At 71.9% G+C, this 21,179-nt stretch carries 20 protein-coding genes and 3 pseudogenes; 12 read left to right on the forward strand and 11 right to left on the reverse strand.

The genetic code is table 11. From position 1 onward, the window contains the following. Positions 1-96 precede the first annotated feature (96 nt). The 5 genes and pseudogenes from AN215_RS06630 to AN215_RS06650 form a co-directional block, all read right to left on the reverse strand. A complete protein-coding gene (locus AN215_RS06630) occupies positions 97-1,098 on the reverse strand; it encodes a sirohydrochlorin chelatase family protein (protein WP_171904135.1) in 1,002 nt (333 codons plus the stop codon). A 106-nt stretch (positions 1,099-1,204) separates the two neighbouring features. Continuing rightward, positions 1,205-2,176, reverse strand: coding sequence for an N-acetylglucosamine kinase (locus AN215_RS06635; protein ID WP_070009696.1), 972 nt, complete (start codon positions 2,174-2,176; stop codon positions 1,205-1,207). Positions 2,177-2,280: 104 nt separating this feature from the next. Continuing rightward, on the reverse strand, positions 2,281-2,958 hold the full coding sequence (locus AN215_RS06640; protein WP_070009694.1) for a uracil-DNA glycosylase: 678 nt from the start codon (positions 2,956-2,958) through the stop codon (positions 2,281-2,283). Positions 2,959-3,009: 51 nt separating this feature from the next. Next, positions 3,010-4,119 carry a WD40/YVTN/BNR-like repeat-containing protein gene (locus AN215_RS06645; RefSeq protein ID WP_070009693.1) on the reverse strand — a complete coding sequence of 370 codons (1,110 nt, stop codon included), beginning with the start codon at positions 4,117-4,119 and terminating at the stop codon, positions 3,010-3,012. A gap of 467 nt (positions 4,120-4,586) precedes the next feature. Next, positions 4,587-5,219 (reverse strand): annotated as a pseudogene (locus AN215_RS06650) (TetR/AcrR family transcriptional regulator); the annotation flags it as partial. Between the two features lie 377 nt (positions 5,220-5,596). On the opposite strand from AN215_RS06650, the gene AN215_RS06655 reads away from it, so the two are divergent. Continuing rightward, the gene (locus AN215_RS06655; RefSeq protein ID WP_070009691.1) at positions 5,597-5,998 is read left to right on the forward strand and encodes a peptidase inhibitor family I36 protein; all 402 of its coding nucleotides are present in this window, start codon (positions 5,597-5,599) and stop codon (positions 5,996-5,998) included. Positions 5,999-6,158: 160 nt separating this feature from the next. Further along, positions 6,159-6,668: a hypothetical protein gene (locus AN215_RS06660; RefSeq protein WP_070009689.1), complete on the forward strand. Its 510-nt coding sequence runs from the start codon at positions 6,159-6,161 to the stop codon at positions 6,666-6,668. A gap of 85 nt (positions 6,669-6,753) precedes the next feature. Here the strand turns inward: AN215_RS06660 and AN215_RS06665 are convergent, their stop codons facing one another. The 4 genes from AN215_RS06665 to AN215_RS06680 form a co-directional block, all read right to left on the reverse strand. Further along, on the reverse strand, positions 6,754-7,482 hold the full coding sequence (locus AN215_RS06665; RefSeq protein WP_070009687.1) for a phosphatase PAP2 family protein: 729 nt from the start codon (positions 7,480-7,482) through the stop codon (positions 6,754-6,756). Between the two features lie 33 nt (positions 7,483-7,515). After that, positions 7,516-8,460 carry a M56 family metallopeptidase gene (locus AN215_RS06670; RefSeq protein ID WP_070009685.1) on the reverse strand — a complete coding sequence of 315 codons (945 nt, stop codon included), beginning with the start codon at positions 8,458-8,460 and terminating at the stop codon, positions 7,516-7,518. Between the two features lie 65 nt (positions 8,461-8,525). Continuing rightward, positions 8,526-9,173, reverse strand: a complete 648-nt coding sequence (locus AN215_RS06675) for a DUF5134 domain-containing protein (RefSeq protein WP_070009683.1) — start codon at positions 9,171-9,173, stop codon at positions 8,526-8,528. A 140-nt stretch (positions 9,174-9,313) separates the two neighbouring features. Then, a complete protein-coding gene (locus AN215_RS06680) occupies positions 9,314-9,706 on the reverse strand; it encodes a VOC family protein (protein WP_070009682.1) in 393 nt (130 codons plus the stop codon). A gap of 46 nt (positions 9,707-9,752) precedes the next feature. Between AN215_RS06680 and AN215_RS28455 the strand changes: the two are divergent. Then, positions 9,753-10,329, forward strand: a pseudogene (locus tag AN215_RS28455) (GNAT family N-acetyltransferase). Here the strand turns inward: AN215_RS28455 and AN215_RS06690 are convergent. Beyond that, the gene (locus AN215_RS06690; protein WP_070009678.1) at positions 10,301-10,984 is read right to left on the reverse strand and encodes a glycerophosphodiester phosphodiesterase; all 684 of its coding nucleotides are present in this window, start codon (positions 10,982-10,984) and stop codon (positions 10,301-10,303) included. The pseudogene AN215_RS28455 and the gene AN215_RS06690 overlap by 29 nt on opposite strands. Before the next feature lie 172 nt (positions 10,985-11,156). On the opposite strand from AN215_RS06690, the gene AN215_RS06695 reads away from it, so the two are divergent. From AN215_RS06695 to AN215_RS06710, 4 genes are all read left to right on the forward strand, one after another. Beyond that, positions 11,157-12,152 carry an alpha/beta hydrolase gene (locus AN215_RS06695; protein ID WP_245694281.1) on the forward strand — a complete coding sequence of 332 codons (996 nt, stop codon included), beginning with the start codon at positions 11,157-11,159 and terminating at the stop codon, positions 12,150-12,152. Positions 12,153-12,254: 102 nt separating this feature from the next. Continuing rightward, entirely contained in the window at positions 12,255-13,652 is a 1,398-nt protein-coding gene (locus AN215_RS06700) for a DUF6421 family protein (RefSeq protein ID WP_070009677.1), read from the forward strand. 61 nt (positions 13,653-13,713) lie between these two features. Continuing rightward, a complete protein-coding gene (locus AN215_RS06705) occupies positions 13,714-14,493 on the forward strand; it encodes an SDR family NAD(P)-dependent oxidoreductase (RefSeq protein WP_070009675.1) in 780 nt (259 codons plus the stop codon). Beyond that, positions 14,472-15,551: a threonine aldolase family protein gene (locus tag AN215_RS06710; RefSeq protein ID WP_070009673.1), complete on the forward strand. Its 1,080-nt coding sequence runs from the start codon at positions 14,472-14,474 to the stop codon at positions 15,549-15,551. Before AN215_RS06705 ends, AN215_RS06710 begins: the two co-directional genes overlap by 22 nt. A gap of 49 nt (positions 15,552-15,600) precedes the next feature. On the opposite strand, the gene AN215_RS06715 is transcribed toward AN215_RS06710, so the two are convergent. Continuing rightward, complete coding sequence (locus AN215_RS06715) at positions 15,601-16,320, reverse strand: lysophospholipid acyltransferase family protein (protein WP_070009669.1); 720 nt, start codon at positions 16,318-16,320, stop codon at positions 15,601-15,603. 176 nt (positions 16,321-16,496) lie between these two features. Between AN215_RS06715 and AN215_RS06720 the strand changes: the two are divergent. The 5 genes and pseudogenes from AN215_RS06720 to AN215_RS06740 all read left to right on the forward strand — a co-directional run. Then, positions 16,497-16,937, forward strand: a pseudogene (locus AN215_RS06720) (thioredoxin family protein); the annotation flags it as partial. 337 nt (positions 16,938-17,274) lie between these two features. Next, positions 17,275-18,060 carry an electron transfer flavoprotein subunit beta/FixA family protein gene (locus AN215_RS06725; protein WP_070009667.1) on the forward strand — a complete coding sequence of 262 codons (786 nt, stop codon included), beginning with the start codon at positions 17,275-17,277 and terminating at the stop codon, positions 18,058-18,060. Between the two features lie 76 nt (positions 18,061-18,136). Further along, the gene (locus AN215_RS06730; RefSeq protein WP_070009666.1) at positions 18,137-19,099 is read left to right on the forward strand and encodes an electron transfer flavoprotein subunit alpha/FixB family protein; all 963 of its coding nucleotides are present in this window, start codon (positions 18,137-18,139) and stop codon (positions 19,097-19,099) included. A 150-nt stretch (positions 19,100-19,249) separates the two neighbouring features. Then, positions 19,250-20,248, forward strand: coding sequence for an NAD-dependent epimerase/dehydratase family protein (locus AN215_RS06735; protein WP_070009665.1), 999 nt, complete (start codon positions 19,250-19,252; stop codon positions 20,246-20,248). 116 nt (positions 20,249-20,364) lie between these two features. Continuing rightward, positions 20,365-21,078, forward strand: coding sequence for a class I SAM-dependent methyltransferase (locus AN215_RS06740; RefSeq protein WP_070009664.1), 714 nt, complete (start codon positions 20,365-20,367; stop codon positions 21,076-21,078). Positions 21,079-21,179: the final 101 nt, after the last annotated feature.

The following is a 21,179-nucleotide window of genomic DNA, read 5'->3' on the forward strand; positions in this document are numbered from 1 at the left end:
GGCACACCGCCTCCGTTCCGCACCGGTGCGTGTACGGGACACGCGCACCGAAGAGCCCTCCCGGCCGGTGCGTCACCGCAGCCGGGCGTCACCGTCTCAGCGCGCCGCCATGCCCTGCGGCGACTGCTGCTGCGTGATGCCGAGCTTGGCCGCGTACGTCGACGCCACGAGCTTGCCCACCGCCGGGTACGCGCCCAGCGGCTCGGCCACGGCGCAGCCCGCCTCGGCCGCCGCCGCGTCGAGCAGGCCCTCAGGAACCTCGGGTCCGATGAGGCAGGGGGCGACGGCGAGTTGCTGGGAGCCCGACTCGCGCAGCTGTGCCGCCACGCGTGCCACCGCGCCGGCCTCGTCGAGGCCCGCGGCGAGCACCGGAACCGCGAGCCGCGCGGCCAGCAGCATGCCGGTGATCCCCGCGGCCTGCACCGCTTCCTCACCGCCGACGGAGGCGAGGATGATGCCGTCCGCGGCGGTCGCGACGGTGAAGAGCCGCGCCCGGTCCGCACGGGCGAGACCGGCCTCGGAGAGCTTCACGTGCACGCCCTCGGCGAGCAGCGGGTGCGGCCCCAGCACGTCGGTGAGTTCCGCGCCCGTACCGCTGGAGAGCACCGCCTGCCGTATCTGACGCATGCCTGCCGCGTCGGGGCCCGCGAGCAGCGGGATGACGAGAGCGACGAGACGCTCCTCGGCACCCGTCTTCGGGCCCCGGGGCGCCTCGGCGCCCGCGCCGGGCTCCGGCCGGCCGCTGCCGGCGGCCTCCTCGGCGGCTTCGACCGCGGCCAGTTCCGCGGCCCGCTCCTCGGCGGCCTGCTGGTCGGCGGCGGTCTGCGTCAGTACGCCCCCGAGGGTCGGGTACTCCTCGCCGTCGCCCTCCACGTATCCGATGCGGGCATCCATCCCCGGCAGCTCCGAGCGGGCGATGCTGAGGATCTCCTCGGCGATGCTGCGGACGGTGCTGGAAGGGGCGCCGGGCACGGCGAGTACCAGCGCAGGGGCGTTCTCTGGTGCAACGACAGGCTCCGGCTTGCGGTGCCTTCCGGGCCTGCGTGGACGCGGCATTCGTACTGGCAGGCCGTTGTCCGGGTCAGTGGGGGAGCTCATGCGCCCGCATGCTAACGCCTTGTGGGACCTCGCAGTTCAGGCGGGGGAGACTGGCCTGAAATGCCCTTTTAATCGAGGGGTGGCTTGTTCTGATTTGCCGGAATTCTCAACTCACGGACAGCAGAGCGGGATCGCGCGGAAGCCGCAGCGTCCCCTCCGTGAGCCGGGCCGCGACGAGAAGCGCACCGTCCAGCGGACCGCCCGCGGGAGTCACGGCACGGGCATGGGGGACATGCCGGGCCAACTCGGCACGCAACGGCTCAAGGAGCGGTGCGCCCGCCTTGAACAGACCACCGGTCAGGGCGATGACGGCACCCTCGCCGGAGGGGCACACCGCGGCCGCTGCCGCGGCGATCTCCAGCGCCGCCGCGGACATGACCGCGGCGGCGACCGGGTCTCCGTCCGCGGCGCAGGCGGTGACGTCGGGCGCGAAGGACGCGAGCACCGCCGGCCGGTCCGTACGGGGATACAGCTGCGGAGGCAGCCCGCTCAGCGGCGCACCGAAACGGGCCTCGGCGCGCTCCCGCAGCGGCTGTGAACCCCCTTCGCGTCCGTCGAACGCGCGCATCGCGGCCTGCAGACCCGCCTGACCGATCCACGCCCCGCCGCCGCAGTCGCCCAGCAGATGCCCCCAGCCGTCCGCGCGCCGCCAGCCGTCCAGATCCGTGCCCACCGCGATCAGGCCGGTCCCGCCGGCGACCACGGCTCCGGGCAGATCGCCGAGCGCGCCCGCGTACCCGGCCACCGCGTCGGCGGCGAGTGCCACGTGGCGCGTGCCGAACTCCCGGTTCAGCGCACCGGGAAGCGTCGCACGCAGGTCACCGCCCAGCGTGGCCATTCCTGCCGCGCCCACGCAGACGGCGTCAAGGCCTTCGCCCTCCCCGCCTGCCTCGGCGAGCAGCCCGCGTACGGCGGGCACCAGTTGGGCCAGCATGTGGCCGGCGTCGATGCCCTCGGAGCCGGTGCGTACCGGCTCCGAGGAGGTGACGGTGCCCACCGTCTCCGGGGCGGCGCCCGGCTGTGAGGTGCGGGCCAGCGCGATGCGCAGACCCGAGCCGCCCGAGTCGGCGCCGAGCACCCATGAACGTGGCCGCGCCGTACCGTCCTCGGCCGGAGCGCGTGCCGCAGCCCCAGCCGGAACCGCAGCCGCAGCTCGTGCCGCCCGGCCGGGAGACTCCTCCGTCACGGCAGTTTCCAGTCCACCGGGTCCGCACCCTGCTGTGCGAGCAGGTCGTTGACGCGGCTGAAGGGGCGCGAGCCGAAGAAGCCCCGGTCGGCCGACATGGGCGAGGGATGCGAGGACTCCACGACCGGCCGGTTCTGCAGCAGCGGCCGCAGATTGCGTGCGTCACGGCCCCAGAGCACCGAGACCATGGGCCGCTCCCGCGCGGCGAGCGCGCGGATGGCCTGCTCGGTGACCTCCTCCCAGCCCTTGCCCCGGTGAGCGCCGGGGCTGCGCGGTGCAGTCGTCAGCGCCCTGTTGAGAAGCAGTACGCCCTGCCGCGTCCAGGGCGTCAGGTCCCCGTTCGACGGACGGGGGAGTCCTAGGTCGCTGCCCAGCTCGCGGAAGATGTTCTCCAGGCTGCCCGGCAGGGGACGCACGTCCGGCGCGACCGAGAACGAGAGCCCCACGGCGTGCCCGGGAGTCGGGTACGGGTCCTGCCCGACGATGAGGACCCGGACCTCGTCGAAAGGCTGCTGAAAGGCACGCAGTACGTTCTCACCGGCGGGGAGGTAGGTTCTCCCCGCGGCGATCTCCGCGCGGAGGAACTCGCCCATGGAGGCGACCCGTTCGGCCACGGGCTCCAGCGCCTTGGCCCAGCCCGGTTCTACGATCTCGTTCAACGGTCGTGCAGCCACGGGCGGTTACTCTACTGGCTCCGCCGCGGTGCTTCCGTCGCCCGGCGGGCTTCAGTCGATCACCACCGCCCGGACGCACAGCACGTCGGGAAGATGCCCGGCCAGTTGCTGCCAGTTCTCTCCCTCGTCGGCGCTGGCGAAGAGCTCGCCGTTGCGGTTTCCGAAGTAGATGCCGGCCGGGTCGGCGCCGTCCGTGCACATCGCGTCGCGCAGCACCGGACCGTAGTGCGCCGGTTCCGGCAGCCCCGCGCCGAGTTCCTGCCAGGTGGCACCCGCGTCGTCGGTGCGGTGGACCCGGCAGCGGTGCCGTGCGGGAACCCGGTCGGAGTCGGCGTTGAGCGGGAAGACGTACGCGACGCCGCCGCGGCGCGGATGGCTGACGACGGGGAAGCCGAAGTCGGAGGGCAGCGAGTCGCCGATGGACGTCCAGCTCGTCCCGTCGTCGTCGCTGCGGTAGACGCCCCAGTGGTTCTGGAGGTACAGCCGCGCCGGGTCGGCGGCGTCACGTGCGACCTTGTGCACGCACTGCCCGTACTCCGGGAAGCGCATGTTCTCCGGCAGGAACACCGCCTCGACGCCGCGGTTGCAGGGCTCCCAGCTCTTGCCGGCGTCCGCGGTGCGGTAGGCGCCGCCTGTCGAGACCGCGACGGTCAGCCGCCTCGGGTCCCTGGGATCGACCAGGATGGTGTGCAGACCGAGACCGCCTCCGCCCGGCACCCACTCCTTCCGCGTGGGGTGCTCCCACAGGCCGCGTACGAGTTCGAAGCTGCTTCCGCCGTCCTCGGAGCGGAACAACGCGCCCGGTTCGGTGCCTGCCCAGACCACGTCCGGCTCGTCGGCCCCGCCCGGCTGGAGCTGCCAGACCCGCTCCAGGGAAACCTCCGTGTCCTGCGGGAACTTCACGGCCGGTGCGGGCGGCTCCGTCCAGGTCGAGCCCAGGTCGTCGGAGTGGAAGACCGACGGGCCCCAGTGCGCGCTGTCCCCGCCCACGAGGATTCTGGGCGCGGAGCCGCGCCGGGTGTCGAAGGCGACCGAGTAGACCGCCTGAGCGTTGAAGTGCGGGCCCTCGAACTCCCAGCCCGCGTCCCGCCGCGCGCCCACCGGCCGCCGGGCGAGGAAGAGTCCCTTTCTGGTGCCTGCCGCGAGTAGTACGTCTGACATGTCTGATCCCGCCTTCATGACGTCTTTGTCCGAGGTGTGTGAGGTGGGCCATAGTCTGCACCCGGCCACCGACAATGACGCCGGTGCTGCTGTCCCCGCAGGTCAGCGCGGCGCGTGCGAGGGCTTCACGGGTACGGGGCGAGGGGTATGGGACGGACGGCGCGAGGGCCTGTCTCCGGAAGGAGCCTCGGAAGGGTGCCTCGGAACGGGGTCTTCGGGGGCCCGGCGAGGACGGCGTCCCGTCTCCGGTACGTTCCGCGCGTTCAGTTCGCCGAGGGCCGGCGCGGCCGTCCGGCCGGCGGATTCGGCCGTCGCAGCACCTCGTACGGCTGCGACGGGGGCTGCGGCGCCTCCGTCGCAGATGCCTGCACAGGCGCCTGCTCCGGCACCTGCGACGGAGACTGCGGAGCGGCCTGCGGTGCGGCCGCCGTCCCGGTGGCGGCCGGCTGCGGCCCCGCCGCCCGGCCGGGCTGGCCGCAGGCGGGGCCTGCCGGGAGCTCCTGCGGCGGTCTGCCCAGCTCCCACTCCAGCCCGTACCGCGCGAAGAGTTCGGCACGCAGCCGCGCCGTCGGCATCGGCGCACCGGGAAGCAGGATCGCGACCACGGCGCCCATCAGCAGCGCGCGCAGCAGCGGGTAGTCGGCGTCCGGGTCGGATGATCCGTATCGCTCGACGGTCTCCCTCAGCAGCGCCGCCAGCCGCTGCTGCTCGGGGCACTGGACGAATCCTTCCTGCTGGAGGATTCCGGCCATATGCGCACGCATCAGGACGGGCCGGTCGCGTCCCAGTCCGAGGACGGCGTCGATGGCCCGTGCGAGCGACTCGTCGCCGGCGCCGGGTCCCTCCGGCAGCGGCGGGCGCGTCAGGGCCTCTTCGAGCGTGAGGTGCATCAGGCGGTGCACGGCGGACTGGAAGAGCTGGCGCTTCCCCGGGAAGTAGTACGAGATGAGACCGCGCGCGGCGCCCGCGCGGTCCGCGATGTCGCCCAAGGTCGTCGCTTCGAAGCCGCGCTCGCCGACGAGATCGACCGTCGCCTGCAGCAGCCGTTCCCGTGAGCGTCTGCGCAACTCTTCATTGACCGAGGCGCTCCTAGGGGACATCCTGTTAGCTCCAATGTTGACTGGCTCCCAGCCAATATACTCGTGGAGACTTCGGACGCACGCCCCGACCAGGCTGCTTCCGGCCGGACCGCCGGTATTGGGCGACGCGGGGGATCGCCCAATACCGGTCTGACCCCCGGTGCCGCGGCCTCCACCGGCGGCACAGCCTTCCACCGTTCCGGGCCCCCCGCCCCCTCCGCCACGAACCTGCACGGCGCGTGCGGCGGCCCCGGTGCCGTCCCCCGCGGACAGCCGTCCTGATCCTGTCCCCCTGCCGCGTACGTGATTCGGGTTCGGCCGAAACACGTGGCCCGCCCGCACCCGGGCCGTCACCGTCGGAGGTGACACACACAAGCTCGATCACGGGGGAAGCGATCATGCGCACATCGAATCTCAAGTCCTCGGTCACCGCTGCCGCCGCGGTGGCGGCGCTCGGCTGCGGTGCCCTTCTCGCGGCATCCGGCACGGCATCCGGCGCGTCCGCTGCCGCGGCCGGATGCCCGAAGGAGTACTTCTGCCTCTACGACGGCGGCGACCAGTCCGGCCGCATCGTCATGAAGACGAAGGGCAACTGGACGGGAGACGCGTGGGGGACGTCCGTCTTCAACAACGGCGTCCACAGCCCGGGCAGGGACCACGTGCAGGTCACCTGGTACAAGTACCAGGGCGACACCGCGCGCAAGTACACCAAGTGCGTGCACTACGGCAGCCCCGAGGGCAAGACCAACCTCGGCTCGGGAAGCAACGTCACCAAGGTGGTGTGGCGCGGTGAGTGCTGAGCCCCGTGCCCGTAGCGTCAACTCCCTTTGTCCAAACCGTTGTTGAATGGCGGACAAGCAATAGGATGAGTGAACGAACACGCTGAGACGGGCACTTGTGCACGATCTTCCGCTGCCTGTTCTGCGGCCTTCCGGTATCCGCGGCCCCTCAAGGAGAGCCATGCCGTTAGCGGTGGTCTCGCTCATCTGGGATGCACAGAAGTCCTCCGGCTCGCAGCGCGTCGACTACGACGACGACGGCTACCACCTTGTCCGGTTCCCCTACGGGGAGCAGGAGTCCTACGACCCGTGGAACATGCACGCCGCCCGGCGCGGGGGAGACACCTCCGAGTTCCCGGACGCCCGCTCGGGTCTCGTGTACCCGAGCCATGAGGGCTGGGGCATCCTCTCGGCGATGGTCCACTGGAAGAAGGACGGCGATCCGCACGAGTACCGCGCCCGGTTCGTGCGCGATCCGCTCGGGGACGGGTACGACTCGACGGCGACGACGGACGCCGCCGAGACGGGCGGCGGCCAGTACAAGGCGTACCTGTGGCAGATGTTCGTGTATCCGGACGTGCCGATCGGCCTGAAGGTCTCCGCGCGCGGCAAGGGCGACACGAAGATCGCCACGCCGCTCCTGCACGCCCAGTTCAAACTCGCCATCCACACCGACGTGATCACGCCCTGAGACCCGGACGCGGCGACGGCTCAACGCCGGGCGGCGGCCGGGCACAGGACAACGGATGGCCACCGGGCGGCGGGCACTCCCGGCTTCAGTCGTCGGCAGGCGTCCTCGCGGGCTCGGCGGCCTTCCGGTTCTCCAGCGAGATCCACAGCCCCGCGGAGGCCGAAGCGAGCGCGATTCCCAGCATCGCCCCCACGACGGTGTCCGTGAGCCAGTGGACGCCCAGCACGATCCTCGTAAGGCAGACTCCGGCGACCGAGATGCAGACCAGCGCGAGAACCGTCGCCCGCAACGCCTGACCGGCGCCCGAGCGCTGGACCAGCCACAGCACCAGCACGCACGCGACGGCGGCGGTCATGGCGTGGCCCGAGGGCATGGCGGCGAAGTGGGCCGAGTCGACGGGCTGCTGCCATTGCGGCCGCTCCCGGTCCAGAAGTGCCTTGAGGCCCTGCTGAACTCCCACGCCCAGTGCGGCCGTTGCCACGCACCAGACGGCGAGCAGCCGTTCGCCCCGAAGCCAGACCCACACCGCTGCCACGCCGACCAGGATCCGCATGGTCACCGGGTCCCACACCCAGTCGGTGAGGACCCGGTTGGTCCCCGTCCAGGCCGGATTCGCCAGGGCGTGTGCGTGCAGCAGGCCGGCGACGTCTCCGTCCACGCGCAGCAACGGCCTCCAGCCTGCCTCGACCAGCAGGATCACCGTGAGTGTGGCGGTGCCGAGCGCGAGCGCCGTCCACAGCCACCGTGCCGCGGACGCGGGGGAGTTCGCGGTACGTGGCCGGGCCGGAGGCGGAGCATGAGTGGGTCCGTGCATACGTCGATCTTCACCCGGCGGGCACGCTCGCCGCTAACGCAGCGCAGAGAGTCCCGGAACGAAAGCGACAAGCAGGGGCACGGCGGGTACGAGCACGGCCGCCGCGGTCATCCGCAGGCGGCGCGAGACGGTGAGCCGGGGAGCGGCGGACAGCAGACGCTGCACCCTGTGGGGGACTTGAGCCAGCGGCGTGGGGGCCGGCCCGAACACCCCGCGGTCCTCGTTGAGTTCCACCAGGGCGAGGGCGATGGTGAGCCGTCCGTACCGCTTCGACGCGGCGTCGTCGGCGGCCATCTCGACCAGGGTGTGCACCTGGTCGCGGAACGCGGCGAAGACCGGCACCCGGGGGAAGCCCGCCGCGAGCGCGGAGGAGCAGTGCATGAGCCAGTCGTGGCGGGCACGTGCGTGACCCTGCTCGTGTTCCAGTACCGCGTCCAGCTGGCGGCCCTTCAGGCGTCGGAGCGCGGCCGTGGTGACGACCAGGCGCGGTGTGCTGCCGGGCAGCCACCAGGCGTCCGGCCTGTTGCCCTCCAGCACCACCAGAGGGCCTGCGCCGGAGGGCTCCTCGCCGGGCAGCCGCGGGGCGCGCTCGCGCAGTTCGGCCCGCCGCCTGCGGCGCCTCACCCTTGCCTCGTGCACCTCGCGCAGCAGCATCGCGCCCGTCCAGGCGCCGCCGCAGGCCAGGAGCACCGCGAGGCCTCCGGCCCAGGGACCGTAGGTGCCGAGCCCGAGGCCGTAGGCCTCCTCGACGCCGCTCGGCGCCGGCGCGAAGACATGACCCCGTACGACCTGCCACGCCGCCGCGGCCGAGAACGCCATGGCCAGCAGGCAGCACAGCAGCACCGCGGCGACGACGCACTGCCACACCCAGAGCCCGAGCACGGGCTCCCGTTCCGGCCAGGACGAACGGGCCAGTACGCGGGGGGCGACGGCAGCGGCCAGCCCGCCGAGGACGAGCAGCGCCAGCGGGACCATCATGACTGCAGACTATGAGCCGACGGGCGCGGGGCGGTACGTCCACCAGCGCAGAAGTGACCGATCCCTCACAGCATGAGCAGCATCGCCAACATGCCGGTGCCCATGGCGACTCGGCATGCCGCCGCCAGCCCCGGCACGTCGTGCGCCGCGCAGCCGCCGCCGGCCGTCCCGGCCGCGCCGCTCCCGCCGGAGGGCGCGGCCGGCAGCAGAAGCAGCCCCGTGCGCAGCACGTAGGCCGCGTAGTAGACGAGCAGCGCACCCGTCACCAGCGGAAGACCGGAAGCAGCCGCGCTCGCAGCGGCATGCCCCCCGGCGCCTGCCGGGGCGCCGTGGGACGCCTGCATCGCGAGCGCCATGTAGATCATCGCCAGCGCACCCACGAGGTGGTGAAGGTGATGGAAGTGGCGGGGGCGCCGTGGCTGCTCCGGGCCCGCGGGCCCGGGCAGCTGCCCGCCGGTACGCCGTGCCTCCAGCAGCAGCGCCAGCTCCCGCACACTGACGGCGCCGAAGAGCATCAGGAAGACGAGCGGGGACAGTGCCGCGGACACGCTGCCGGGCAGCGCCATCGCCGCCATCCCCAGCCCCATCAGGGCCTCGCTCGTGGCAGCTCGCCGCCGCATCCCCCCGGCGCCCCTCGCGCGCAGGAGGCATACGGCGGCGACGAACGCGCACAGCGCCGACAGCAGCCAGCCGACCGTCGCTGACCCGTGCATCACCACCTCCCCGCCCGCCCCGGGATGAGGCTGCCCGCCGGGACGCCGTCACACGGGAGCGCACGAGGGCAACGAGGGAGCGCTCAGGGGCTCCGACCGGCCCGCCTCGTACGGGCAGGCGCCGGGCCTGAGGCTTCGGCTCAGATCCCCGGCCGGTAACGCATCGGATGGTCCTCGGGAACCTCGACGACGCAGATGCGTACGCCGTCCGGATCGGCGATCCACATCTCGACCAGGCCCCACGGCTCCCGCACGGGACCCCGCAGGACCTCGGCGCCGGCCCCGGTCAGCTCGCGCTCGGCCTCGCGGGCGTCCCGCACCTGAAGCCACAGTGAAAGGCCGGGCGCGGGAGGGGAGTCGGAGCGTCCGGACACCTCCAGGTAGCCGCCGCCGAGGAAGTAGACCGTGCCGCGCTCCGGGCCCGTCCCGAACTCGCGGGCGACCGCGAGCCCGAGCGTCTGCCCGTAGAAGACCCTTGTGCGCTCCGGGTCGGTCGGCCGCAGCAGCATGCGGCTGCTCAGTACGTGCACCATGCCGACCGACCCTAATCCCGGGCGCGGTGCCTTAGGGTCTCCGACCATGGAGAACGTCAAGGAGACCAACGTCGAGGAGACCGGTGAGCTGAGCTTCCGTGTCGCCGGGCGGGAGGACGTACACGCTCTCGTCGCGCTCCTGGAGTCGGCCTACCGGGGCGACTCCAGCCGTGCAGGCTGGACGACCGAGGCCGACCTGCTGGAAGGCCAGCGCACCGACCCCGAGGGCGTCGGCGCCGTCGTCGCCGGTGACGGCAGCATCATGCTGGCCGTCGAGCGGCAAGGCGGTCTCGTGGCCTGCTGCCAGCTGGAAAGGCGCGGCGAGGCTGCCTACTTCGGGATGTTCGCGGTCCGTCCCGACCTGCAGGGTGCCGGGCTGGGCAAGGCCGTGCTGGCGGAGGCCGAACGCACCGTCGCCGCCGAGTGGGGTTCGCGCGAGATGCACATGACGGTGATCCGGCAGCGCGACGACCTGATCGCCTGGTACGAGCGCCGCGGCTATTCCCGTACGGGCAAGGTCACGCCTTTCCCGTACGGCGACGAGCGGTTCGGGATTCCTTCCCCGGCGGGGCGATCTCGCCTTCGAGCTGCTGGTCAAGCCGCTCGGCGCGCTGCCCTCTTGATCTCCGGCATATCGGTCACCAGGCCGTCGAGCCCCAGTTCGCGGACGCGTGCCAGTTCCTCGTCGGTGTTCACCGTCCAGGTGATGACCTTGATTCCGTGGGCGTGGCAGCGCTCCACGGTCTCGGCCTCCAGCCACTGCAGCTCGCACGAGACCATGAACGCGCCGAGTTCCCGGGCCCGTTCGGGCGCGGTGGGCGTCGAGCGGCCGGTGACCAGCACCAGGGGCATCTCGGGCAGGTGCTCGCGGACCTCGCGCAGAGCCTCGTCGTGGAAGGAGATGACGGTGACGCGGTCGTGCAGCCCGAGCTCGGAGATCACCCCGGCCAGGACCCGCGCGGCGGCCCGGTCCTTGATCTCGGCCTGCAGCGGGGACCGTACGGCGTCCACGACCTCCTGGAACACGGGGATGCGTTCGCCCTGCCCGGCGTCGAGTTCGCGCAGTTCGGCCAGGGTGAAGTCGCCGATGGCGCCCGAACCGTCCGTGGTGCGCGAGACGTCGGCGTCGTGCATCACCACCAGCGCGCCGTCCTTGCTCAGATGCAGGTCCAGTTCGATGACGTCGAGCCCCTCGTGCTCGGCGCGGACGAAGGAGCGCAGGGTGTTCTCGGGCTCGACGCCCATCACTCCGCGGTGGCCGACGGTGAGCAGTGACACGGCACCTTCTCTCTTCCCTGTGGTGACGGGCGCACATGGGGGACGTGCGCGGCGGACAGACTAGCCGCCCGGGGAGGCCCGCCCCGTTCCCCGGCCACCCTCGGCGCCACCGGTGGCTCCGGGGCGAACTCCCGGCGGACGAAACGTACATACGCGACGAAGGAGCAGCAACGTGAGTGGCAGCACCGCGTCCCACGGACCCGAGCGCCTCGCCCCGGGAGCCCGCGAGCTGATGGATCTCCTGACAGCCGCCTTCCCCGATGTCGGCGCGACCGTCCACGACGCCGCCGAGGCCCGCCGCATCCTGGCCCTGTCGATGCCGGAGCCGCCGCGGCTGCCCGAGGTGGGGGAGGTCTGCGACCGGCTGATCCCCGGCCCCGAAGGCGCGCCCGAGGTGCCGGTGCGCGTGTACCGCCCGTACGGGGAGGGGCCGGCCCGTGCCGGTGCGCCCACGGTGGTCTTCTTCCACGGGGGCGGCTGGGTGCTGGGAAGTCTCGATTCGCACGACACGACGGCGCGCGCCATGTGCTCGGCGTCCGGCTCCGTGGTCGTCTCCGTCGACTACCGGCTGGCACCCGAGGCCCGCTTCCCCGAGCCGGCCGAGGACGCCTACGCGGCGGTGTGCTGGGCCGCGGAGAACATCACCTCTCTCGGCGGGGATCCGCAGGCCCTGCTGGTCGCCGGCGACAGCGCCGGAGGGAATCTGGCCGCCGTGTGCACGATCATGGCCCGCGAGCGGGGTGGTCCGCGGATCGCGCACCAGTCGCTGATCTACCCCTCCACCGACCCGCTGGCGGAGACGGAGTCCCGGCGCCTCAACGCGGAGGGCTACTTCCTGACCGAGGCGGCCATGCGCTGGTTCGGTGCGCAGTACTTCGGTCCGGACTCCGATCCGACGCACCACTACGCGGCGCCGCTCCGCGCCGACCTGGCGGGCCTTCCGCCCGCACACGTGATCACCGCGGGCTGCGATCCGCTGTGCGACGAGGGCCGGGCGTACGCGGCGAAGCTGCGCGAGGCCGGGGTGGCCGTGACCGAGGCGCACTTCCCGGGGATGTTCCACGGCTTCCTCGCCGTCGGCGAGCTGCTGCCGGACGCCTCGGAGGCCATGGCCGGACTGGGCAAAGTCATTGCGATGACCGTGTCAGACAGGAAGATCGACGGTTGAGACCGGGGTTACGGCGAATGATTTCCTGTTGCTCCACTTGAGAGCACGCTCTGGCCCGGCTACCGTTTCCCTGACGCCAGGTTCTTCTGTGGAGGGGTAGTCATGACGGAAATGCTTTCGTCCAAAGCCGCGGACGCCGGGGACTCGTCCGCAGCACGCGTGGTCGAACACCCGGCATGGGCAGTGCTGAAGGCCGCCGTCGAAGCGATCCGTCCCGCGCAGTCCAAGGACGGCTCGATCGACTTCGAGGCAGAGGGCGCGCCGTCCCGGGCCGCCGTCGAGTCCGATCTGGAGCAGATCTGTAACGCCGTGCGGGACCTGACCCCGCTGCTGCCGCACGACTCCTCGTACCACGAGGCGCTCGTCGCCGACCTGCGCGGCTGGGCGGGGGCCGGTTTCGGCGTCCCGGACTTCCTCGACTCCCTGCTCGCCTTCCAGCCCGCGCAGAACCGTCAGGACGGCCTCCAGCACCTGGTCGTCTTCCCGATGTACACCCAGAACGGCAACCCCGACCGCAACCTCGAAGCCGTCGTGCTGCGCATGGTCTGGCCCGACTGGCTGGCCGAGCTGGAGCGCACCCGCTACGACAACCCGCTCTTCTGCGGCATCACCTTCGAGGACTTCACCTCCGGCTACGACACGAACTCGGCGGTCCTCTTCCCGGAGACGGTCGCCGTGCGCGAGGCGCCCGAGCGCTTCTCGTGGGGCGGCATCTTCTGCGACCGCGAGGCCGCACGCTTCCGCCGCGTCGTCGACGCGGCCTGCGACGTCACCAGCCTGGAGCTCCCCGAGTACGCTCGCGGGCTCGTCACCGACCAGTCGCGCTGCCAGCAGACCTTCGTGCTGTGGGACATGATCCACGACCGCACCCACAGCCACGGCGACCTGCCCTTCGACCCGTTCATGATCAAACAGCGTCAGCCGTTCTGGATGTACGGACTGGAGGAGCTGCGCTGCGACCTGACCGCCTTCCACGAGGGCGTACGCCTGGAGGCCGAGGGCTACCCGCAGGGCCGTGACGTGCAGTTCGCCGTGCTGCTCGACCGCCTCTTCCGCTTCCCGGTCACCGGCGAGCGCAACCGCAACTACGACGGTCTGGGCGGCCAGCTCCTCTTCGCCTACCTCCACCAGCACGGTGCGCTGCGCTGGACCGACAACAAGCTCGCCATCGACTGGGACCAGGCGCGCCAGGTGACGGTGCGGCTGCGCGAGGAGATCGAGAGCCTCTACCGCGCGGGCATCGACCGGCCCAAGCTCGTCCACTGGTTCAAGGCCTACGAGCTGGTCTCCGGCTACCTCTCGCCGCACCCCGGCTCCACCTGGGCCAAGGGCCCCGACGCGCTCGATCTGAGCCTCCCGCCGCGCAAGCTCGTGGACGAGGTGCTTCCGGATGAGTTTCCGCTGAGCATGTTCTATGAGGCCCTCGCGAAAAAGCTCCGATCCGTGATCGCATCGACCAAGGGCATCACAGCGGAGACCCCGCTGCAGGCCGCCGCCTGAGCACACGGGCGGGCGGCAGGAGAAGAAGCGGCGGGGCGTCGAGGACCAGGAGGCGACAGGGATGAGCAACACGACGGCACGCGGATACCAGGGGAACGGCAAAGGCAGCCTCGAAGGGTCCGTCATCGCCGTCGCCGGAGCGGCGGGTCCGGCCGGAGCGGCGGCCCTGCTCCGGCTCGCAGAGGAGGGGGCCACCGTCGTCGCGGCCGACTCCGACGTCGAGCGCCTCGCCCAGGCCGTCGACGCCGCCCGCTTCGCCCACGGCGGCGCGAGCGTCACGGGGGAGACCGTCGACCTGCTCGACCTGGCCGCGACCCGCGAGTGGGCAGCACGTACGGAGAAGGAGTTCGGGAAGGTGCACGGGCTCGTGCACCTCGTGGGCGGCTGGCGCGGCTCGGCGACCTTCGCCGAGACCGATCTGGCGCACTGGGACACCCTGCACGAGCTGCTGATCCGTACGGTGCAGCACACCTCGCTCGCCTTCGAGGCTCCGCTGGCACGCAGCGGCAACGGCCGCTACCTGCTGGTCAGCGCCGCCGGGGCGAGCAGCCCGACAGCGGGCAACGCCGCCTACTCCGCGTCCAAGGCGGCGGCCGAGGCGTGGACGCTGGCGCTCGGCGACTCCTTCCGCAAGGCAGGGGGCGAGGCCGGACCGCAGGCGGCTGCTGCCGTCCTTGTCGTCAAGGCACTGGTGAACGACCAGATGCGGGCCGAGCGCCCCAAGGCCAAGTTCGCGGGCTTCACCGACGTCAAGGATCTGGCGGACACCATCGCCGGCACGTGGAGCAAGCCCACCGAGGAAGTGAACGGACAACGCCTGTGGCTGACCCCGAAGCCGTGACCACCGACGCGAAGCGCCGCCACGACCCCGGCGTGCGCGGATTCGCGAGCGACAATTACGCGGGCGCGCACCCGGAGGTCCTGGCGGCGCTCGCCCTCGCCAACGGCGGCCACCAGCCGGCGTACGGCGACGACGAGTACACGGCGCATCTCCAGCAGACCGTACGCAGCCACTTCGGGCCGCGTGCCGAGGCCTACCCGGTCTTCAACGGCACGGGCGCCAACGTGATTTCGCTGCAGGCGCTGACGGACCGCTGGGGCGCCGTCATCTGCGCCGACAGCGCCCACATCCACGTCGACGAGTGCGGCGCACCCGAACGGGTCGGCGGGCTGAAGCTGCTGACCGTGCCCACCGAGAACGGCAAGCTCACGCCCGAACTCATCGACCGCGAGGCGCACGGCTGGGACGACGAGCACCGCGCGATGCCGCAGGTCGTGTCCATCACCCAGAGCACCGAACTCGGCACCCTCTACACGGTGGAGGAGATCCGGGCGATCTGCGACCACGCCCACGAGCGCGGGATGAAGGTCCACCTCGACGGCGCCCGCATCGCCAACGCGGCGGCGGCGCTCGACCGGCCCATGCGCGCCTTCACCAACGCCGTCGGCGTGGACGTCGTCTCCCTCGGGGGCACCAAGAACGGAATGCTCTTCGGCGAGGCCGTCGTCGTGCTCGACCCCGGCTCCGTCCGTGCGATGAAGCACCTGCGCAAGCTGTCGATGCAGCTCGCCTCCAAGATGCGCTTCATATCCGCCCAGTGGGACGCCCTGCTCTCGGGCGACCTGTGGCTGCGCAATGCCCGGCACTCCAACGCCATGGCCCGCCGGCTCGCGGAGGGGGTCAAGGACGTCGACGGCGTCGAGATCCTCCATCCCGTCCAGGCGAACGCGGTGTTCGCGCGGCTCGCGAACGAGGTCAGCGAGCGCCTGCAGAAGCGTTACCGCTTCTACTTCTGGGACGAGGCCGCGGGCGACGTGCGCTGGATGTGCTCCTTCGACACCAGCGAGGAGGACGTCGACGGATTCGTCGCGGCGCTGCGCGACGAGATCGGCCGCTGAGGCGCCGGCTGTGAGGGCGGCGGGTGCCCGCCGCCCGGTACGGCGAGCGCTACATCGCCCTCGCCTCGGCCGGCGTCGGTGCCGTGCCGCCCATGTGCGCCGGCAGCCACCACGAGTCGTGCGGGCCTTCCGGGACGGCCGGGTAGGCGCGCTGCGCGGCCTCCAGCAGCTCCTGCATGCGCTCGCGCATCCGGGACGTCAAGCCGGCCGCCGGTTCGTCTGCCGTGGTGTGCAGGGGTTCGCCGACGCGGATGCCGACGGGGAAGTGGTTGCGTCCGAAGTCCCGCTTGCGGCCCTTGGTCCACAGCCGCTGCGTCCCCCACAGGGCGACGGGCACCAGGGGCACCCGCGCCTCCTGCGCCATCCGCGCCGCCCCGGACTTGAAGTCCTTGAGCGTGAAGGAGCGCGAGATGGTCGCCTCGGGGAACACCCCGACGACCTCACCCGAATCCAGCGCCTTCAGCGCGTGTTCGTAGGCGCCCTCCCCGCGCGACCGGTCGACGGGTATGTGCTTCATCGCCCGCATCAGCGGCCCCGAGACCTTGTGCCGGAAGACCGAGTCCTTCGCCATGAAGCGCACCAGCCGCTTCGCCGGCAGCGCCGCGAGGCCGGCGAAGACGAAGTCCAGATAGCTGATGTGATTGCTGACCAGCACGGCACCGCCGCGGCGTGGCACGTGCTCGGTGCCCTGGATGTCGAAGCGGAGATCGAGCGTCTTGAACCAGGCACGCGCCGTGGCGATCACGGGTGGGTAGACGAGTTCTGCCATCTCGGGAGCCCTTCCTGTCCGTCCTGTCCGTCCTGGAAGGGAGTGGCTCCCGCCAGGTGCGCAACCGTACCTACGGACGCGTAACTTCTGTCCGACGCAGATGGTTCCCCATCGGCAACCCGATGGCTACACCCGGGGCCTTCCGGTGGCCCGCCGCCGTCCGCCGCTGGGCGGGAATGCCCTCACATGCGGCATGTGCTGCACACTGCGAGGCGGCGGCGTCGCGGCACACCGGGGCCGGGCGCCGGCAGACCCATCGGCACGCGACGGAACGGGAGGACGGAGTGCGGCAGCAGACCGGAGGCGGCGGCGCGCGCCTGGGCGCCGCGGCGCTCGGGCCAGGAGTCCTGGGGCGCCGGGCGACGCTGGTCCAGTTCTCCAGCGCCTTCTGCCAGCCCTGCCGTGCGACGAGACGCATCCTGCGCGAGGTGAGCCGGATGGTTCCGGGCGTGGGTCACGCGGAGATCGACGCCGAGGAACACCTCGCGCTCGTACGGGCCCTTGGCATCGTGCGCACTCCGGCGGTGCTCGTCCTGGACACCGGCGGACGGGAGGTGAGCCGCGCGTACGGCCAGCCACGCAAGGCCGACGTCATCGCGGCGCTGGGCGCGGCGGTGGCGGCAGGGGAGGACCAGGACGCCGCCGCCGGGCGACAGGAACCGGGGGAGGGCGACGGACACGGGCGGACCCGTGATTGATGTCGCATCCCGTGGTCCTTTCCTTGACCCTCCCGCACCGCCTCGGCACGGTGACAGCGCGGTCGCCGATGGCGTCGCCGCGCAGCCGCCGTGATTGAGTTGGGCCCGTGCTCCGGCGGGCCCGGGGGTTGGCAAGGTCACAGTTCCCGGCCTTGAGAACGGGGTACGCGCTATGTGTACTGGCGAGTAATATAGTGAACGGGGTGCCGGTTCAGCGACGGACCGGAACCGTAGGACAAGCAGTAGGAGAGCCGGCGTGAGCCTGAGGATCGTTGTCTGTGTGAAGTACGTGCCCGACGCCACCGGCGACCGGCACTTCGCCGAGGACCTGACCACCGACCGCGAGTCCGTGGACGGCCTGCTCTCGGAGCTGGACGAGTACGCGGTGGAGCAGGCGCTGCAGATCTCCGAGGAGTCGGACGACGCGGAGATCACCGTGCTGACCGTCGGTCCCGAGGACGCGAAGGACGCGCTGCGCAAGGCGCTGTCCATGGGTGCCGACAAGGCCGTCCACGTCGAGGACGACGACCTGCACGGCACCGACGTGCTGGGGACCTCGGCCGTACTGGCCAAGGCCATCGAGAAGACCGGATACGACCTCGTCGTGTGCGGCATGGCCTCCACCGACGGCACCATGGGCGTGCTCCCGGCCATCCTCGCCGAGCGCCTGGGCGTGCCCCAGGTGACGCTGCTGTCCGAGGTCTCCGTCACCGACGGCAAGGTCAACGGACGTCGCGACGGCGACACCGCGACCGAGCAGCTGGAGGCCTCGCTTCCGGCGCTCATCTCGGTCACCGACCAGTCCGGCGAGGCGCGTTACCCGTCCTTCAAGGGGATCATGGCGGCGAAGAAGAAGCCCGTGGAGTCCCTGGACCTGGACGACCTGGACATCGAGGCGGACGAGGTCGGACTCGGGGGCGCCTGGACCAAGGTCGACGACGCCACGGCGCGGCCGCCGCGTACCGCGGGCACCGTCGTCAAGGACGAGGGCGAGGGCGGCAAGCAGCTGGCCGAGTACCTCGCGGGCCAGAAGTTCATCTGAGGCCCGCCCGGCGACGCCGAGTTGACGCGAGAGCCCGCCCGCACAAACCGCCCCACTCTTCCGCAGGAGCAACCCCATGGCTGAAGTCCTTGTCTACGTCGACCACGTGGACGGTGCCGTCCGCAAGCCGACCCTCGAACTGCTCACCCTCGCCCGCCGCATCGGCGACCCGGTCGCCGTGCACCTCGGCCCCGGTGCCGACGAGGCCGCCAAGACGCTCGGCGAGTACGGCGCGGTGAAGGTACTGGCCGCCGAGGCCGGCGAGTTCGCCGACTACCTCGTCGTGCCGAAGGTGGACGCTCTGCAGGCGGCCTACGACGTCGTTTCGCCGTCCGCCGTGCTCGTCCCCTCGTCCGCCGAGGGCAAGGAGATCGCCGCCCGCCTCGCGGTGCGCATCGGCTCCGGGATCATCACGGACGCCGTCGACCTGGAGGAAGGGGACGAGGGGCCGGTGGCCACCCAGTCCGTCTTCGCGGCGGCCTTCACCACCAAGTCCCGCGTCAGCAAGGGCACTCCGGTCGTCACGGTCAAGCCCAACTCCACCTCGCCGGAGGCAGCACCGGCCGCGGGTGCGGTCGAGCAGCTGCAGGTGTCCTTCGGTGAGGCGGCGACCGGCACCAGGATCGTCTCCCGTACGCCGCGCGAGTCGACCGGGCGTCCGGAGCTGACCGAGGCCGCGATCGTGGTCTCCGGCGGCCGCGGCGTCAACGGCGCCGAGAACTTCCACATCATCGAGGAGCTGGCCGACTCGCTCGGCGCGGCCGTCGGCGCCTCCCGCGCCGCCGTCGACGCCGGCTGGTACCCGCACTCCAACCAGGTCGGCCAGACCGGCAAGACCGTTTCCCCGCAGCTGTACGTCGCGACCGGCATCTCGGGCGCGATCCAGCACCGGGCCGGCATGCAGACGTCCAAGACGATCGTGGCCATCAACAAGGACGCCGAGGCCCCGATCTTCGACCTCGTGGACTACGGCATCGTCGGCGACCTCTTCGAGGTCGTGCCGAAGCTGACGGAAGAGGTCAAGACCCGCAAGGGCTGAGCACCGGCCCGGCTGTTCCGCCCGGCCTTCCGCCGGACCGCCCCCGTACGCCGCCGGCGACGGGGGCGGCGTGCGTGCGGCCGGCCCGCACCGGTTTCGCCGAGAGCGGGAAGCGGCCTGCGCGCGCAGGCATACGGGCACAGTCGCAGCATGAGACTGCTGATGCTGGGCGGCACGGAGTTCGTGGGACGGGCCGTCACCGAAGAGGCTCTCGCGCGCGGCTGGCAGGTGAGCGTCTTCCACCGTGGACGGCACGAGGCGCCTCCCGGCGTGAGCGTGCTGCACGGAGACCGCACCATGACGGGCGGCCTGGCCGCCCTGGCTCACGGCGAATGGGACATCGTCGTGGACACCTGGTCGGGAGCACCGAGGGCGGTACGGGAGACGGCCCGGCTCCTGGCCGAGGGCGGCCGGGCGGGACGGTACGTCTACGTGTCCAGCCGGTCGGTGTACGCGGAACCCGTCGCCGCGGGGCTCGACGAGGAGGGGCCCGTGGTGGAGGCGTCCGCTGCGGACGGAGACGTCGACTACGCACGGGCCAAGCGGGGAGGGGAACTTGCCGCGTCGGAGGCCTTCGGCGGTCGCGCCCTGCTGGCCCGTGCGGGGCTGATCCTCGGGCCCTGGGAGAACGTGGGCCGGCTGGCGTGGTGGCTGCTGCGGACGGCACGTGGCGGGGCGGTGCCGGCGCCGGGGCCGCGCGAGCTGCCGATCCAGTACATCGACGTACGGGACCTGGCGGAATGGGTGCTGGACGCGTCGGCAGGAGGCCTCGCCGGTGCCTACAACCTGGTGTCCCCGCCCGGGCACACCACCATGGGGGAGCTGCTTGAGTCGTGCGTACGTGTCACGGGCGGCAAGGCCGAACTGCACTGGAGGAGCCCGGAGTCGGTCCTCGCCGCGGGCGCCGAACCGTGGACGGGGCTGCCGGTCTGGCTGCCGCCGGGTGCCGCGGACTACGACCACATGCACCGGGGCGACGTCTCGAAGGCACTGGCGGCAGGTCTGCGCTGCCGTCCCGTGGCCGAGACGGTGGCCGGCACCTGGGAGTGGCTCGGGCGGCTCGGCGGAAAGGCCCCGATGCGGCCGGACCGTCCGCCGAAGGGGCTGGACGCGGAGACGGAGGCCAGGCTGCTGGCCATGCCCGGGTGACGAGCCCCCCGCAGCCCAGGGCCGGGCCGGAGTATGGGCTGCGTGTGCGGACGGGGTGGGTTTCGTGGTGGGACGAATCGTTTCCGGGCCGGTGCCCGCCGTGCTGCGATCCGTTCATGACCTCATTCACACGTGACGGGCACTCAGGCACCGGTCCCGGCGAATTCACCCGCGACGGCTGCTCGGTGGAGATGTACAAGCGGCTGCCCGGCAACGGCGAGACCGCCGTCATCCTCGAGGCCGTGCCGCCCGGGGCCTCCGTGCTCGAACTCGGCGCCGGGGCGGGCCGTATGACGCGGCCCCTCGTGGCGGGCGGCCTCCGCGTCACCGCTGTCGACGAGTCGGAGGCGATGCTCGCGCACATCGGCGGCGTGGCGGAGACGGTGCACTCCGCGATCGAAGACCTCGACCTCGGGCGGCGGTTCGACGCCGTGACGCTCGCCTCGTTCCTCGTCAACACCGCAGACGACACGCACCGCGCCCGGCTGCTGCGGACCTGCGCCCGGCACACCGCACCGGACGGCTGCGTCCTCCTCCAGCGCGAACGCGACGGCCTCCACACGAGCCTGAGCCCCGGGACGTCGTGGAGCAGGGGCGACATGACGGTGTCGGTCGTCTCCATCGAACCGCTGGACGAGGTCACCTCCCGTACGTGCATCGCCTATGAACTCGGGGATGCACGGTGGACCCAGACGTTCTTCTCGCAGCGCCTGCCCGAACCGCGTTTCGAGGCGGCACTCGCCGAGGCGGGACTGGCCGTGGACGCCTACCTCACCGAGGACCGCACCTGGGTGCGGGCACGCCTGGAGGGCGGTCAGGCCCGCACCTGAACGATTCGCCCCCACCGGCCTTCCGCGCGCAACGGATCGCCGCGTACGCGCAAGGATGCCCAGTTACCGGTCGCCGCCGACGGCTCGTAAGGTCGTGCCGC

Source organism: Streptomyces abyssalis, assembly GCF_001751365.1.
Classification (GTDB): Bacteria; Actinomycetota; Actinomycetes; order Streptomycetales; family Streptomycetaceae; genus Streptomyces; species Streptomyces abyssalis.